The organism is Streptomyces sp. XD-27, assembly GCF_030553055.1.
GTDB lineage: Bacteria > Actinomycetota > Actinomycetes > Streptomycetales > Streptomycetaceae > Streptomyces.
This window is the reverse complement of sequence record NZ_CP130713.1, coordinates 2,681,112-2,698,880: the sequence shown is the minus strand read 5'-3', so window position 1 is coordinate 2,698,880 and position 17,769 is coordinate 2,681,112. Positions and strand designations below refer to the sequence as shown.

Annotated in this window: 2 protein-coding genes; both read left to right on the top strand. The window is 75.6% G+C overall.

What is annotated here, in order from left to right; all coding sequences use genetic code 11:
* Nucleotides 1–32: 32 nt before the first annotated feature.
* Nucleotides 33–10,805 carry a type I polyketide synthase gene (locus Q3Y56_RS11705; RefSeq protein WP_304461892.1) on the top strand — a complete coding sequence of 3,591 codons (10,773 nt, stop codon included), beginning with the start codon at nt 33–35 and terminating at the stop codon, nt 10,803–10,805.
* Nucleotides 10,766–17,749: a type I polyketide synthase gene (locus tag Q3Y56_RS11700; RefSeq protein WP_304461891.1), complete on the top strand. Its 6,984-nt coding sequence runs from the start codon at nt 10,766–10,768 to the stop codon at nt 17,747–17,749. The genes Q3Y56_RS11705 and Q3Y56_RS11700 overlap by 40 nt, the downstream gene beginning before the upstream one ends.
* Nucleotides 17,750–17,769 lie beyond the last annotated feature (20 nt).

Genomic DNA, 17,769 nt, shown 5'->3' with positions numbered 1-17,769 from the left:
CCGATCCGCGGGCAAGGTGTGTGACGACAAGCATGGGTGAGACTCCAATGGCGGATCAGGACAAGATCCTCGACTACCTCAAGCGGGTAACGGCCGATCTGCACCAGACGCGGCAGCGGCTCCGCGAGGCCGAGTCGCGGGATCCTGAACCGATCGCGATCGTCGGCATGAGCTGCCGGTTCCCCGGAGGCGTCGCGTCTCCGGAGGACCTGTGGGAGCTCGTGGCGGGCGGCCGCGACGCCATCGGGGACTTCCCCACCGACCGCGGCTGGGACGTCGAGGCGCTGTTCGACAGCGACCCCGACCAGCAGGGCACCAGCTACACCGACAAGGGCGGGTTCCTGGCGGACGCGGGCCGGTTCGACGCCGCGTTCTTCGGGATCAGCCCGCGCGAAACCCTCGGCATGGACCCGCAGCAGCGGCTGCTGCTGGAGACCTCCTGGGAGGTCTTCGAACGGGCCGGGATCGACCCGGCCACACTGCGGGGCAGCAAGGCCGGGGTGTTCATCGGCACCAACGGCCAGGACTACCCGGAGCTGATGCACCGCCTGCCCCAGGGCGTCGAGCAGTACCTGCTCACCGGCAACGCGGCCAGCGTCATCTCCGGCCGGATCTCCTACACCTTCGGCCTGGAGGGCCCGGCGCTCACCGTCGACACCGCCTGCTCGGCGTCGCTGGTCGCCCTGCACCTGGCCGTGCAGGCGCTGCGCAACGGCGAGTGCTCGCTGGCCCTGACCGGCGGCGTCACCGTGATGAACAGCCCGCGCGCGTTCGTCAACTTCAGCCGCCAGCGCGGCCTGGCCCCCGACGGGCGCTGCAAAGCCTTCGCCGACGGCGCCGACGGCACCGGCTGGGGCGAGGGCGTCGGCATGCTGCTCGTCGAGCGGCTCTCCGACGCCCGCGCGAACGGGCACCCGGTGCTGGCCATCGTGCGCGGCTCCGCCATCAACCAGGACGGCGCCAGCAACGGCCTGACCGCGCCCAACGGCCCGTCCCAGCAGCGCGTCATCCGCCAAGCGCTCACCGACGCCCGGCTGACCCCCGCCCAGGTCGACGCCGTCGAGGCGCACGGCACCGGCACCAGCCTCGGCGACCCCATCGAGGCCCAGGCCCTGCTGGCCACCTACGGGCAGAACCGGCCCGACGGGCGGCCGCTGTGGCTGGGCTCGATCAAGTCCAACGTCGGGCACACCCAGGCCGCCGCAGGCGTCGCCGGGATCATCAAGATGGTCAAGGCCATCGAACACGGCGTCCTGCCGCAGACCCTGCACGTCGACGCCCCGTCGTCCGACGTCGACTGGACGGCGGGCGCCGTCGAGCTGCTGACCGAGGCCCGGCCGTGGCCGGAGACCGGCCGGCCGCGCCGCGCGGGTGTCTCCTCCTTCGGCGTCAGCGGCACCAACGCGCACACCGTCATCGAGCAGGCCCCAGCCGAGGCCGCCCCCGAGGCCGCCCCCGAGGCCGCGGCCGACGATCACGGCTGGTCAGGGCTGGGCGGGCTGCTGCCCATGGTGATATCCGCGCAGAGCCCCCAGGCCCTGCGCGCGCAGGCCCAGCGGCTGGCCGCACATGTGACCGGCCACCCGGAGCCGCGCCCGGTCGACCTCGCCCACTCCCTGGCCACCACCCGCTCCGCCCTCGACCACCGGGCCGTGGTCCTCACCGGCGACACCCCGCGCGAGGAACTGCTGAGCGCTCTGGCGGCACTTGCCGACGAGGACGCTGCCACCGACCTCGTACCGGGCCTGGTACGAGGCGAAGTCCGCGACGGCAAGACCGCGTTCCTGTTCTCCGGCCAGGGCAGCCAGCGCCCCGGCATGGGGCGTGAGCTGTACGCGGCCGTGCCCGTCTTCGCGCGCGCCCTGGACGAGGTGTGCGCCGCGCTCGACCCGCACCTGCCGCGGCCGCTGCGCGAGGTGATGTCCGCCGGGCCCGGCTCGGCCGAGGCCGAGCTGCTGGACCGCACCGGCTACACCCAGCCCGCCCTCTTCGCCCTCGAGGTGGCGCTCTTCCGGCTGCTGGAGAGCTGGGGCGTCCGGCCCGACTTCCTGATCGGCCACTCCATCGGCGAACTGGCCGCGGCCCACGTCGCCGGGGTGCTGTCCCTGGAAGACGCCTGCACGCTGGTGACCGCCCGCGGCCGGCTGATGGACGAACTCCCCGCCGACGGCGCGATGATCGCGCTCCAGGCGTCGGAGGCGGAGGTGCTGCCCCTGCTCACCGACGGGGTGGGCATCGCCGCGATCAACGGGCCGACGTCGGTCGTCATCGCCGGTGACGAGGACGCGGCACTGGAGATCGCCGCGTCGTTCGCGGCCCAGGGCCGCAAGACCAAGCGGCTGACGGTCAGCCACGCGTTCCACTCCCCGCACATGGACGGCATGCTCGACGCGTTCCGCCAGGTCGCCGAGGGAGTCGCCTACCACCCGCCGGTCATCCCGATCGTCTCCACCCTCACCGGCGACTCCGTCGCCGCCGCCGACCTCTGCTCGCCCGACTACTGGGTGCGGCACGTCCGCCAGACGGTCCGCTTCCTCGACGGCGCCCGCCGCCTCGCCGAGTACGGCGTCACCACGTACCTCGAACTCGGCCCGGACGGCGTGCTGTCCGCCATGGCCCAGGACTGCGTCGCCACCGACGGCGCCGTGTTCGCGCCCGTCCTGCGCGGCGACCGCCCCGAGCCCACCGCGCTGGCCACGGCGCTGGCCCACGCCCACGTCCACGGCGCCCGCGTCGACTGGGGCGCCGTCCTCGACGGCAGTGGCGGCCGCCGCGTCGAGCTGCCCACGTACGCCTTCCAGCGCGAGCTGTACTGGCCCGAGCCGCCCGGCCCGTGGACCGGCGACGTCACCTCCGCCGGGCTCGGCTCCGCCGACCACCCGCTGCTGGGGGCCGCCGTCTCGCTGGCCGACGCCGCCGGATTCCTGTTCACCGGCCGCCTCTCGCTGCACACCCACCCCTGGCTCGCCGACCACGCGGTGATGGACACCGTCCTGCTGCCCGGCACCGCCTTCGTGGAGCTGGCCGTCCGCGCCGGGGACCACGTCGGCTGCGACATGCTGGAAGAACTCACCCTCGAAGCGCCGCTGGTGCTGCCCCCGACCGGCGGCGTGCAGCTCCAGGTGGCCGTCGGAGCGCCGGACGCCACCGGCCGCCGCACCCTGACCCTGCACTCCCGCCTGGAGGACGCCGCCGACGGCAGCTGGGGCGAGGGCGAATGGACCCGCCACGCCACGGGTGTGCTCGCCGCCGGGGCCCGTGCGCCCCAGGCGGACCTTGGCGGCGCCTGGCCGCCGCCCGGCGCCACCGAGGTCCCCGTCGACGGCCTGTACGACGTCCTCGCCGGGTCCGGCTTCGCCTACGGGCCGGTGTTCCAGGGCCTGACCGCGGCCTGGCAGCACGGCACGGACGTGTACGCCGAGGTACGGCTGCCCGCGAGCGCCCGCGAGGAGGCCGGACGCTTCGGCCTGCACCCGGCGCTGCTGGACGCCGCCCTGCACGCCGTCGGCATCGGCGACCTGCTGGAGGACACCGAGCACGGCCGCCTGCCGTTCTCCTGGCGCGGCGTCAGCCTGCACGCCGTCGGCGCCACCGCCCTGCGGGTCCGGCTGTCACCCGCCGGTCAGGACACGGTCGCCGTCCTCGTCACCGACGAGTCAGGCGCTCCGGTCGCCTCAATGGACGGGCTGCTGCTGCGCCCGGTCTCCCCGGAGCAGGTGCACGCCGCCCGCGACACCTTCCACGACGCGCTGTTCCGGGTCGAGTGGACCGCCGCGCCGACCCCGGCGACGACGACGGTCACGGCGGGCCAGTGGGCCGTCATCGGCGACACCGCGCCGGACCTGGCCGTCGCACTGCCGACCGCCGCGACGTACGCCGACCTGACCGCGCTGGGCGAGGCGGTGGCCGCCGGGGCGCCGCTGCCGGGGGCGGTCGTGGTGCCGTTCTTCTCCCCCAGCGCGGCTGCTGGGAGGTGCCCCCAGGACACGGCGGACCCGGCGGAGACGCCGGGCGCCACCGACCCCGCGGGCGCCACCGACCCCGCGGGCACGTCTGCCTTCGCGGGCGCCCCCGCCGCGGACGCCCCCAACCGCGCGGGCGCGCCTGGCCTCGCGGAATCGCCCGACCGCGCGTACGCCACGGCCGGCGCCGCCCCTGCGGACACCGCGGACGTGGCCCGCGCCGCCGCCCCCGCACACGCCGCAGCCGCAGCCGCGGCCGCGGCCGCGGACCGGGCCGACCTGCCCGCCGCCGTCCGGGACGCGCTCCACCGTGCCCTGGGACTCATACAGCGCTGGCTCGCCGACGACCGCTTCTCCGGCTCCCGCCTCGTCATCGCCACCCGCGGGGCCGTCGCCACGGGCGCCGACGCCGACGTCGCGGACCTGGTCCATGCCCCACTGTGGGGCCTGCTGCGCTCCGCCGAGTCGGAGAACCCCGACCGCTTCGTCCTGCTCGACGTGGACGGCGAGGAAGCGTCGTACCGGGCCCTGCCCGCCGCGCTCGCCGCCGGAGAACCGCAACTGGCCGTACGCGCCGGAACGGTCGTCGTACCGCGACTGGCCCGGGTGGCCGCCGACCCCGCTCACGCCCTCCCGTCTCTCGACCCCGAGGGCACGGTCCTGGTCACCGGTGCGACCGGCACGCTCGGCGGCCTGGTGGCCCGGCATCTGGTCGCCGAGCACGGTGTACGGCATCTGCTGCTGCTCAGCCGCCGCGGCGCCGACGCGCCCGGCGCGGCCGAGCTGCGCGACGACCTGACCGCGCTGGGCGCCGAAGCCACCCTCGCGGCCTGCGACGTCGCCGACCGCGAGGCGCTGGCCGCCGTCCTGGCCGCCGTCCCGGCGGAGCATCCGCTGACCGCCGTCGTCCACACGGCCGGTGTCCTCGACGACGGCGTCATCGACTCGCTGACCCCGGAGCGCATCGACCGCGTCCTGCCCCCCAAGGTCGACGCGGCGCTGAACCTGCACGACCTCACCCAGGACAGCGACCTGTCCGCCTTCGTGCTGTTCTCCGCCGCCGCGGGCACCCTCGGCGGACCCGGGCAGGCCAACTACGCCGCCGCCAACGCCTTCCTCGACGCGCTCGCCCAGCGCCGCGCCGCGCAGGGCCTCCCGGCCACCGCGCTCGCCTGGGGCCTATGGGCCGAGCGCAGCGGCATGACCGCCGACCTGGCCGACACCGACATCCAGCGCATCACCCGCGCCGGAGTCGCCGCTCTCTCCTCCGCCGAGGGCCTGGCCCTGCTGGACACCGCGCTCGCCGTCGGGGACCCCGCCTTCGTACCGATGCACCTGGACCTGGCGCCGCTGCGGCAGGCGGACGCGAGCATGGTGCCCGCGCTGCTGCGCGGACTGGTGCGCGTCCCGGGCCGCCGCGCCGTGGCGGCGGCCGGTGCCGCACCCGCCGGCGGCCTCGCGGAACGCCTCCTCGGCCTGGCCGCCGCCGAACGCGACCGGCTGCTGCTGGAGATCGTCTGCGCCCAGGTCGCCGCCGTGCTCGGCTACGCGGGCCCGGAGGCCGTCGGCGCGGCGCGCGCCTTCAAGGAACTGGGCTTCGACTCCCTCACGGCCGTCGAACTGCGCAACCGGCTCGGCGCCGTCACCGGCGTACGGCTCCCGGCCACCCTGGTCTTCGACTACCCGACGCCCACCGCCCTCGCGGGCTTCCTGCGCACCGAGATCCTCGGCGACCAGGCCGACGACGCCGCCACCGCCCCGGTCACCACGGTCGCCGCTGTCGACGATGAGCCGATCGCCATCGTCGGCATGAGCTGCCGCTACCCGGGCGGCGTCACCAGCCCCGAGGAGCTGTGGCAGCTCGTCATGGGCGCCGTGGACGCCATCGGCGACTTCCCGACCGACCGCGGCTGGCCGCTGGACGCCCTCCACGGCGACGACCCCGCCCAGGCGGGCACCAGCACCACCAGCCAGGGCGGCTTCCTGTACGACGCGGGCGAGTTCGACCCGGACTTCTTCGGGATCAACCCGCGCGAAGCCCTCGCCATGGACCCGCACCAGCGGCTGCTGCTGGAGGCGTCCTGGGAGGTCTTCGAGCGCGCCGGGATCGATCCGGCGACCGTACGCGGCAGCAGGACCGGCGTCTTCGCGGGCGTCATGTACCACGACTACCTGTCCCGGCTCGCCGCCCTGCCCGAGGGCCTGGAGGGCTATCTGGGCACGGGCACGGCGGGCAGCGTGGCCTCCGGCCGTATCGCCTACACCTTCGGGCTCGAAGGCCCTGCCGTGACCATCGACACGGCGTGCTCGTCGTCGCTGGTCGCGCTGCACCTGGCGGCGCAGGCGCTGCGCAACGGCGAATGCACCATGGCCCTGGCCGGCGGCGTCACCGTCATGGCCACCCCGGACACCTTCGTGGACTTCAGCCGCCAGGGCGGCCTGTCCACCAGCGGGCGCTGCAAGTCCTTCGCGGCCGCGGCCGACGGCACGGGGTGGAGCGAGGGCGTCGGCATGCTGCTCGTGGAGCGGCTGTCGGACGCGCGGCGGAACGGCCACCAGGTGCTGGCCCTCGTCCGAGGCACCGCCGTCAACCAGGACGGGGCCAGCAACGGCCTGACCGCCCCGAACGGCCCGTCCCAGCAGCGCGTCATCCGCCAGGCCCTGGCCAACGCGGGCCTGACCGCCACCGATGTGGACGCGGTGGAGGCGCACGGCACGGGCACGACCTTGGGTGACCCGATCGAGGCGCAGGCGCTGCTGGCCACGTACGGCAAGGAGAAGACCGCCGACCAGCCGCTGTGGCTCGGCTCGGTGAAGTCCAACATCGGCCACACCCAGGCCGCCGCCGGTGTCGCGGGCATCATCAAGATGGTGCTGGCCATGCGGCACGGCGTCCTGCCGCAGACGCTGCACGTCGACGAGCCGTCCCCGCACGTCGCATGGTCCTCGGGCGCGGTGTCGCTGCTCACGGAGGCGCGGCAGTGGCCGGAGACCGGCCGTGCGCGCCGGGCCGCCGTCTCCTCGTTCGGCGTGAGCGGCACCAACGCGCACACCATCATCGAACAGGCCCCGGAACCCGCACCGGCCCCCGTCGAAGGGCCCGACGCCGCGCCCCGTACGGCCGGGACACTGCCGTGGACCCTGTCCGGCAAGAGCGCCGACGCCCTGCGCGCCCAAGCCGAGCGACTGCGGTCCCACCTGGCGGACCGGCCCGAGCAGGACGTCACCGACATCGCCTACGCGCTGGCCACGACGCGCACCGCACTGGACCACCGCGCGGCGGTCACCGGCGAGGACCGGGACGCGCTCATCGCGGGCCTGACGGCACTGGCTGCCAGGGAGCCCGCCCCGGGCCTGGTCGAGGACTCGGTGGCGGACGGCAAGGTGGCGTTTCTGTTCACCGGTCAGGGGAGTCAGCGGCTGGGGATGGGCCGTGAGCTGTATGACGCCTACCCCGTCTTCGCGGCGGCGCTGGACGCGGTCTGCGCGGAGCTGGACGGGCATCTCGAACGGCCGTTGAAGGATGTCCTGTTTGGTGAGGATGCCGGGCTGCTGGATCAGACGGTGTACACGCAGCCCGCGTTGTTCGCGGTCGAGGTGGCGCTGTTCCGGCTGGTCGAGGCGTGGGGCCTGCGGGCCGACTTCCTGTCCGGACACTCGATCGGCGAGCTGGCCGCCGCGCATGTGGCGGGTGTGCTGTCGCTGTCGGACGCGTGCGCGCTGGTGGCGGCGCGTGGCCGTCTGATGCAGGAGCTGCCCGTCGGTGGCGCGATGATCGCGCTCCAGGCGTCGGAGGACGAGGTACTGCCTCTGCTCTCCGATCGGGTGAGCATCGCCGCGCTCAACGGCCCGACGTCGGTCGTCATCGCGGGTGACGAGGATGCGGCGCTGGAGATCGCGGCGCGGTTCGAGGCTGACGGCCGGAAGACCAAGCGGCTGGCCGTCAGCCACGCGTTCCACTCGCCCCGTATGGACGGGATGGTGGAGGCGTTCCGGGAGGTCGCGGAAGGGCTGTCGTACGAGGCTCCTCGTATCCCCATCGTCTCCAACCTCACCGGCGCCGTGGTGTCCGCCGAGGAGATCACCACCGCCGACTTCTGGGTCCGGCACGTCCGCGAGGCGGTCCGCTTCCTGGATGGCGTACGTACGCTCGAAGCGCAGGGCGTCACCACGTACGTCGAACTCGGCCCGGACGGGGTCCTGTCCGCAATGGCGCAGGAGTGCGTGACCGGCGAGGACGCCGCCTTCGTACCCGTGCTGCGCAAGGACCGGGCCGAGGCCGAGACGGCGACCGCCGCCCTCGCTCGCGCGCACGTTCGTGGCGTGCCCGTGGACTGGACGGCGTACTTCGCCGGGACCGGCGCCCAGCGCGTCGAGCTGCCCACCTACGCCTTCCAGCGCCGCCGTTACTGGCTTCAGACGCCCGCGGGCTGGGTCGGCGACGTGGTGTCGGCGGGGCTCGGCCCGGCCGACCACCCGCTGCTCGGTGCCGCCCTGCCGCTCGCGGACTCCGACGGCTTCCTGCTCACCGGGCGGCTCTCGCTCGACACCCACCCCTGGCTGGCCGACCACGCCGTCATGGACACCGTCCTGCTGCCCGGTACCGCCTTCGTGGAGCTGGCGATCCGCGCCGGGGACCAGGTCGGCTGCGACCACCTCGAAGAGCTGACCATCGAGGCCCCGCTCGTCCTGGCCGAGCAGGGCGCCGTACAGCTCCAGGTCGTCGTCGGGTCTGCCGAGGGATCCGGGCTCCGCACCGTGGCCCTGTACTCGCGGGCGGAGGACGCGCCCGAGGGGACGCCCTGGATCCGGCACGCCAGTGGTGTGCTCGCCGCCGGGGGCCCGCGGCCCGCCTTCGACCTGACCGAGTGGCCGCCGCCGGGCGCCGAACCCGCCGACGTGACGGGCCTGTACGAGCACCTGGCGCACGGCGGTTTCGCCTACGGGCCGGTGTTCCAGGGCCTGCGGGCCGCGTGGCTGCGCGGCGACGAGGTGTTCGCCGAGGTCGAGCTGCCGGAGGACCGCACCGCCGAGGCCGGGCAGTTCGGCCTGCACCCGGCGCTGCTGGACGCCGCGCTGCACGGCAGCTTCGCCCGCGAGGGCGGGGACGAGCAGGGCCGCCTGCCGTTCTCCTGGAGCGGCGTGTCCCTGTACGCGGTCGGCGCCGGGGCGCTGCGGGTCCGGCTCGCCCCGGCCGGGGCCGACGGCGTGGCGCTGGAGCTCGCCGACGGCACCGGCGCGCCGGTGGCCCGGGTCGAGCACCTGGCGCTGCGCCCGGTCTCGGCCGGACAGCTCAGCGGGCCCGCCGCCACGCACCATGAGTCGCTGTTCCGGGTGGACTGGGCCACCGTTCCGGTGTCCGGGACCGCCGAGGCCGGGGGGTGGGCGGTGCTGGGCGACGCGCCCGCCGCGCTGACCTCCGCCGCCGTGACCACCGCGTACGCCGACCTGGCCGCACTCGGCGCCGCCGTGAACGCGGGCGCCGAGCCGCCCCCGTACGTCCTGGCCTTCCGCCAGGGCACGACGGACGGCGACGCGGTGGCCGGAGCGATCCACGCCGCCGTGACGGAGTCGCTGGCACTGGTCCAGGCGTGGCTGGCCGACGACCGGTTCTCCGCCTCCCGGCTCGTGCTCGTCACCCACGGCGCCGTCGCCACCCAGGCCGACGCCGGCATCCACGACCTGGCGCACGCCCCCGTGTGGGGCCTGGTGCGCTCGGCGCAGTCGGAGAACCCTGACCGGCTGGTCCTCGCCGACCTCGACGGGGACCAGGGCTCGTACGAGACGCTGGCCGCCGCGCTCGCCTCCGGGGAGCCGCAGTGCGCGGTGCGCCGTGGCGCCGTCCACGCGCCCCGGCTGGCCCGCGTCCCCGCCGCCGGACCCCTGGTGCCGCCCGCCGGACCCCTCGTGCCGCCCGCGGGCGACCCGGCCTGGCGCCTGGACATCGAGGACAAGGGCACGCTGGAGAACCTGACCCTGGTGCCGTGCCCGGAGGCCGCCGCGCCGCTGGAGGCCGGGCAGGTGCGGGTCGCGGTCCGGGCCGCCGGGCTGAACTTCCGCGACGTCCTCAACGCGCTGGGCATGTACCCCGGCGATGCCGGGCTGATGGGCAGCGAGGGCGCCGGTGTCGTCCTGGAGGTCGGCCCCGGGGTCACCGACCTGGCGCCCGGCGACCGCGTCATGGGCATGCTGCCCGGCGGGTTCGGGCCGCTGGTGGTCGCCGACCGCCGCATGATCGTCCCCATGCCCGACGGCTGGACGTACGCCGAGGCGGCGTCGGTGCCGATCGTCTTCATGACGGCGTACTACGCGCTGCGCGACCTGGCAGGGCTCCAGGGCGGCGAGGCGCTGCTGGTGCACGCCGCCGCCGGCGGTGTCGGCATGGCCGCCGTCCAACTGGCCCGCCACTGGGGCGTGGACGTGTACGCCACGGCCAGCCCCGGCAAGTGGGACACCCTGCGCGGGCTCGGCCTGCCCGACGACCGGATCGCCTCCTCCCGCGACCTGGCCTTCGAGGAGACGTTCCGCGCGGCCAGCGGCGGGCGCGGCGTCGATGTCGTCCTGGACTCCCTCGCCCGCGAGTTCGTGGACGCCTCCCTGCGGCTGCTGCCGCGCGGCGGCCGGTTCGTCGAGATGGGCAAGACCGACGTCCGGGCGCCGGAGGAGGTCGCCGCCCAGTACCCCGGCGTCTCCTACCAGGCGTTCGACCTCACCGAGGCGGGCCTGGACCGGATCCAGGAGATGCTGCGCGAACTGCTGGAGCTGTTCGCGCGCGGCGCGCTGACCCCGCCGCCGATCACCGCGTGGGACCTGCGGCAGGCCCCGACGCCTTCCGCCACCTGAGCCAGGCCCGGCACGTCGGCAAGGTCGTCCTCACCGTGCCCGCCGAGTGGAACCCCGACGGCACGGTCCTCATCACCGGCGGCACCGGCACCCTCGGCGGGCTGGTCGCCCGGCACGCGGTGACCGTGCGCGGCGCCCGGCATCTGCTGCTGACCAGCCGGCGCGGCCCGGACGCCCCCGGCGCGGCCGAGCTGCGCGACGAACTGACCGCGCTGGGCGCCGAGGTGACCATCGCGGCCTGTGACGCGGCCGACCGGGAGGCGCTGGCCGCCGCCCTGGCCGCGATCCCGGCCGACCACCCGCTCACCGCCGTCGTGCACACCGCCGGTGTGCTGGACGACGGCGTCGTCGGCGCCCTGACGCCGGAGCGCCTGGCCCGCGTACTGCGCCCCAAGGTGGACGCGGCCGTCAACCTGCACGAGCTCACCCAGGGCCTCGACCTGGCGTCGTTCGTGCTGTTCTCCTCCGCCGCCGGCACCTTCGGCGGCGCCGGGCAAGCCAACTACGCGGCGGCCAACTCCTTCCTGGACGCCCTGGCCCGGCACCGGCACGCCCGCGGCCTGCCCGCCACCTCGCTCGCCTGGGGCCTGTGGGCCGAGGCCAGCGGCATGACCGGCGAGCTGGACAGCACCGACACGGCCCGGATGAGCCGCTCGGGCGTGCTCGGACTGTCCTCCGCGGAGGGCCTGGACCTGTTCGATCTCGCCCACCGGATGGGCGACCCGTTGCTGGTGCCCATGCGGCTGGACCTGGCGCCGCTGCGCGGGGCGGACGCGTCGATGGTGCCCGCGCTGCTGCGCGGCCTGGTGCGCGTTCCCGCCCGCCGCACCGCCGGGGCGGGGCCCGCCGCCGACGCGTCGTCGCTGCTGGACCGGCTGCTGCGGCTGCCCGCGGCCGAACGCGACCAGACCCTGCTGGAGCTGGTCCGCACCCAGGTGGCCGTCGTGCTCGGACACGCCTCGCCCGACGCGGTCGAGGCGGGCCGGGCCTTCAAGGACCTCGGCTTCGACTCGCTGACCGCGGTGGAGTTCCGCAACCGGCTCGGCGCCGCCGCCGGGCTGCGGCTGCCCGCCACCCTGGTCTTCGACTACCCGACGCCCACGGCGCTGGCCGGATACCTGCGCGACGAACTCCTCGGCTCCCAGGCGGCGGAACTCCCGGCGGAGGCGGCGGGCGCCACCCAGGGCGCCGACGAGGACCCGATCGCGATCGTCGCCATGAGCTGCCGGTTCCCCGGCGGCGCGGACACCCCCGAGGCCCTGTGGCGGCTGCTCGCCGAGGGCCGCGACGGCATCGCGCACCTGCCCGCCGAACGCGGCTGGGACGTCGAGGCGCTGTACGACCCGGACCCGGACCGGCCCGGCACCTCGTACGCCCGCGAAGGCGGCTTCGTCTACGACGCCCACCACTTCGACCCGGCGTTCTTCGGCATCAACCCGCGCGAGGCGCTGGCCATGGACCCGCAGCAGCGGCTGCTGCTGGAGACGTCCTGGGAGGCGTTCGAGCGGGCCGGGATCGACCCGGCGGGACTGCGCGGCAAGCCGGTCGGCGTGTTCGTCGGACAGATGCACAACGACTACGTGTCGCGGCTGCACACCGTCCCCGACGGCGTCGAGGGGTACCTGGGCACCGGCGGCTCCAGCAGCATCGCCTCCGGCCGGGTGTCGTACACCTTCGGCTTCGAGGGCCCGGCGGTCACCGTCGACACCGCCTGCTCGTCGTCGCTGGTCGCGCTCCACCTGGCCGCCCAGGCCCTGCGCAACGGCGAGTGCTCGCTCGCCCTGGCCGGCGGTGTCACGATCATCACCACCCCGGACGTGTTCACGGAGTTCAGCCGCCAGCGGGGGCTGGCCGCCAACGGCCGCTGCAAGCCGTTCGCCGAGGCGGCAGACGGCACCGCGTGGGGCGAGGGCGTTGGCATGCTCCTGGTGGAGCGGCTCTCGGACGCCCGCAGGAACGGACACCAGGTGCTCGCTCTCGTACGCGGCACAGCCGTCAACCAGGACGGCGCCAGCAATGGCCTGACCGCGCCCAACGGCCCGGCCCAGCAGCGCGTCATCCGCCAGGCGCTGGCCAACGCGGGCCTCACGTCCATCGATGTGGACGCGGTGGAGGGCCACGGCACGGGCACGACGCTCGGCGACCCGATCGAGGCGCAGGCGCTGCTGGCCACGTACGGCAGGGAACGCCCGGAGGACCGGCCGCTGTGGCTGGGTTCCATCAAGTCCAACTTCGGCCACACCCAGGCCGCGGCCGGTGTCGCGGGCGTCATCAAGATGGTGCTGGCCATGCGGCACGGGCTGCTGCCGCGGTCCCTGCACGTGGACGCGCCGTCGTCGCATGTCGACTGGTCGGCGGGCGCCGTGGAACTGCTGGCCGAGGCCCGGCCCTGGCCGGAGACCGGCCGGGCCCGCCGCGCCGGCGTCTCCTCGTTCGGCATGAGCGGCACCAACGCGCACGCCATCATCGAACAGGCCCCGGGCGAACAGGCCCCGGGCGAACAGGCCCCGATCGAACAGGGCTCGACCGAACGGGCCCCGGCCGAACAGGCCCCGGGCGAACAGGGCTCGACCGAACGGGCGCCGGGCGTCGCGGCGGAGGCACCGGGGGAGTCCGCCGACTCTTCCGGCGCGTCCGGCCCGCTGCCGTGGGTGCTGTCCGCCCGGACCCCGGAGGCCCTGCGCGCCCAGGGCGCCCGGCTCCGCGCCCACCTCGACGCCGCCGAACCGGCGCCGTCGCCGGCGGACGTCGGCTGGTCGCTGGCGGCCACGCGCGCGCTGTTCGAGCACCGCGCGGTGCTCGTCGCCCGGGACCGGGACGGCTTCGTCGCCGGTCTCGACGCCCTGGCCGAGGGCCGCGAGACGGCCGCGCTGACCCAGGGCTCGGTCACCGAGGGCAGGACCGCTTTCCTGTTCACCGGCCAGGGCAGCCAGCGGCTCGGCATGGGCCGTGAGCTGTACGAGACGTATCCCGTCTTCGCCGAGGCGCTCGACGCGGTCTGCGCGGAGCTGGACCGGCACCTCGAACGGCCCCTGAGGGAGGTGCTGTTCGGCGGCGACGCGGCGCTGCTGGACCGGACCGGCTTCACCCAGCCCGCGCTGTTCGCGGTCGAGGTGGCGCTGTTCCGCCTGGTGGAAGCCTGGGGCCTGCGCCCTGACTTCCTGTCCGGGCACTCCGTCGGCGAGCTGGCCGCCGCGCATGTCGCCGGGGTGCTGTCCCTGGACGACGCGTGCGCGCTGGTGGCGGCGCGCGGCCGCCTCATGCAGGAACTCCCGGCCGGTGGCGCGATGATCGCCGTCCAGGCGTCGGAGGACGAGGTCCGTCCGCTGCTCGGTAAGAGGGTGGACATCGCCGCGCTCAACGGCCCGTCGTCCGTCGTCATCGCGGGCGACGAGGACGCGGCCCTGGAGATCGCCGCGCGCTTCGAGGCCGACGGCCGCAAGACCAAGCGGCTGACCGTCGGCCACGCGTTCCACTCCCCGCACATGGACGGCATGCTCGACGCCTTCCGCGAGGTGGCGCGCGGGCTGACGTACGCCGCGCCGAAGTTCCCGATCGTGTCCGGTCTGACCGGCGCCGTCGTCTCCGCCGAGGAGATCACCACAGCCGACTTCTGGGTCCGGCACGTCCGCGAGACGGTCCGCTTCCTCGATGGCGTACGGGCGCTGGAAGCGCAGGGCGTCACCACGTACGTCGAGTTGGGTCCGGACGGTGTGCTGTCCGCCATGGCGCAGGAGTGCGTGACCGGAGAGGGCGCGGCCTTCCTGCCCGTGCTGCGCGGCGGCCGCCCCGAGCCCGAGACCCTGCTGTCCGCGCTGGCCGGGGCGCATGTGCGGGGCGCGTCCCCGGACTGGGCCGCGTACTACGAAGGACGCCGGGCGCGCCGGGTCGACCTGCCCACGTACCCGTTCCAGCGCCAGGAGTTCTGGCTGGACGCCGGTCCGGTCGGCGGCGACGCGGCCGCGATCGGCCTGCACGCGGCCGGGCACCCGCTGCTCGGCGCCGCACTGGAACTGCCCGGCACCGACGGGCTCGTCTTCTCCGGCCGACTGTCCCTCCAGACCCACCTCTGGCTGGCCGACCACGCGGTCATGGGCACCGTGCTGCTGCCCGGCACCGCGTTCGTGGAGCTGGCGCTGCGCGCCGGTGAGCAGGCCGGCTGCGACCGGCTGGACGAACTGACGCTGGAGGCACCGCTGATCCTGCCCGAGCGGGGCGGCGTCCAGCTGCGGCTCGCCCTCGCCGGGCCCGACGCCACCGGGCGCCGGGCGCTGACCCTGCACTCCCGCGCCGAGCAGGCCCCGGCCGACGAGCCGTGGCTGCGGCACGCGACCGGCGCGCTGGTCGAGGGCGCGGCAGCGGCCCCGTTCGACCTGAGCGCCTGGCCGCCCGCCGACGCCGAGCCGATCGGTGTCGACGGCCTCTACGAGGGGCTGGCCGCGGCGGGCTTCGACTACGGGCCCGTCTTCCAGGGGCTGACCGCCGCCTGGCGGCGCGGCGACGAGGCGTACGCGGACGTCCGGCTGCCCGACGGCGCCGCGGCCGACGCCAAGGCATTCGGCCTGCACCCGGCCCTCCTGGACGCCGCGCTGCACGCCCTCGGACTGGCCGCAGCCGAGGAGAGCGCGGACGGCGGGGGACGGCTGCCGTTCTCGTGGAGCGGCGTGTCGCTCCACGCGGTGGGCGCCGCCGCCGTGCGCGTACGGCTCTCGCCCACCGGCAACGGCAGCGTGCGGCTCGACCTCGCGGACGCCTCCGGCGCGCCCGTCGCCTCCGTCGAGAGCCTGGCGCTGCGCACGGTGGCCCCGGAACAACTGGGCGCGGCCCGGGGCGGTGGCGTCGACGACGCGCTGTTCCGGGTGGAGTGGGCGCCGGTGCCGACGCCGAACACGGTCCCGTCCGGCCGCTGGGCGGTCGTGGCGTCGCCACGCGGCTCCGCCGCCCGGCAGGCGGCTTCGCCCGCCGGCCCCCTGGGGTCTGGGGCGGAGCCCCAGCTGCGGGAAGGGGCGGGGCTGGGGAACAAGCCTTCTGCCTACGCCGACCTGGCGGCGCTGGCCGAGGCGCTGGCGTCCGGCGCGCCGGCACCGGAATACGTGCTCGTGGCCCCGTCCGCCGTGGGCGGCGCGGCGGTGCCGGACGCGGCCCATCGGGCCACCGCCGACACGCTCGCCCTGCTCCAGCGCTGGCTGGCCGACGACCGGTTCGGCGACGCCCGACTGGTCGTCCTCACCTCCGGCGCGGTGAGCACCGGTCCCGGCGACCCCGTGACGTCCCTGCCGGACGCTGCCGCGCTGGGCCTGGTGCGCTCCGCGCAGGCGGAGCACCCGGACCGCGTCGTCACGGTGGACATCGACCACCGGAGCGAACCGCTGGACGCGGTGGCCGCCGCCCTGGCGGCCGGGGAGCCGTGGGCGGCCGTCCGCGACGGCGTGGTCCTCGTGCCCCGGCTGGCCCGGGCCGCGGTGGACGGCGGCACGGCCGCGCCCGCCCCCACGGCCGTGCCCGCTTCCACGGCCAGCGGTGCGGCGGCATCCGCCTCCATGGCAGACGGCACGCCCACGCCCGCTTCCACGCCCAACGGCACGCCCACGCCCGTCTTCACCGCCGACGGCACCGTGCTGGTCACCGGCGCGAGCGGCGCGCTGGGCGGTCTGGTGGCCCGGCGCCTCGTGGCCGAGCACGGGGTGCGGCACCTGCTGCTGGTGAGCCGCCGCGGCGGCGACGCGCCCGGCGCCGGGGAACTGGCCGCCGAACTGACCGCGGCGGGCGCCGACGTGTCGTGGGCGGCGTGCGATGTCGCCGACCGGGACGCGCTGGCCGCCGTCCTGGCCGCCATTCCGGCCGACCGCCCGCTGACCGGCGTGGTCCACACGGCCGGCGTGCTGGACGACGGCGTCATCGACGCACTGACCCCGGAGCGCATCGACCGCGTCCTGCGGCCGAAGGTGGACGCCGCCTGGCACCTCCACGAGCTGACGCGCCACCTGGACCTGTCGGCGTTCGTGCTCTTCTCCTCCGCCGCCGGCGTCTTCGGCGGCCCGGGCCAGGGCAACTACGCCGCCGCCAACGCGTTCCTGGACGCGCTGGCGCAGCACCGTACGGAACACGGCCTGACCGCCACCTCCCTCGCCTGGGGCCTGTGGGCCGAGGGCGGCATGGGCGGTGAGCTGGACGAGGCGGAGATCGGCCGGATCCGGCGCGGCGGCGTCGTCCCCATCACCGCCGAGCGGGGCGTCGAGCTGTTCGACGCCGCCGTCCGCGCCGGTGAGCCGCTGCTCGTTCCGCTGCCGCTGGACCTGGCCGCCCTGCGCGCCCAGGCCGGCAGCGGCATGCTCCCGGCGCTCTTCCGCGGCCTGGTGCGGGTCCCGGTGCGCCGGGCCGCCGAGTCCGCCGCGGCGGCCGCCGCCGGCGCGGGCGCGCTGGCGGACCGGCTGGCCGGACTCGCCGCCACCGAGCGGGACGACGTGCTGCGGGAGCTGGTCTGCGCGCAGGTCGCGGCCGTACTCGGCTACCCCGGGCCCGAAGCGGTCGACCCGGCCCGCTCGTTCAGCGAGGTCGGCTTCGACTCGCTGACGGCGGTCGAGCTGCGCAACCGGCTCGGCGCGGCCACCGGCGTCCGGCTCCCGGCCACGCTCGTCTTCGACTACCCGACACCGGCCGTGCTGGTGCGGTTCCTGGCGGACGAGCTCGCCCCGGACGCCGCGGCCGCCGTGACCGGACTGCTCGCCGAACTCGACCGGCTGGAGGCCCAGCTGACGGCCGCCGATCCGGACGACGAGGACCGGGGCAGGATCGCCGCGCGCCTACAGGCCCTGCTCGCCCAATGCCATGACAACCATGCCAACCAAGGACCGGAAGACGCCGCGGATGTCGCCGACGAGATCGCATCGGCCACGGACGACGACCTCTTCGACTTCATCGGCAAGGAATTCGGGATCTCCTGACGTGCCGGACAAGACCGTGG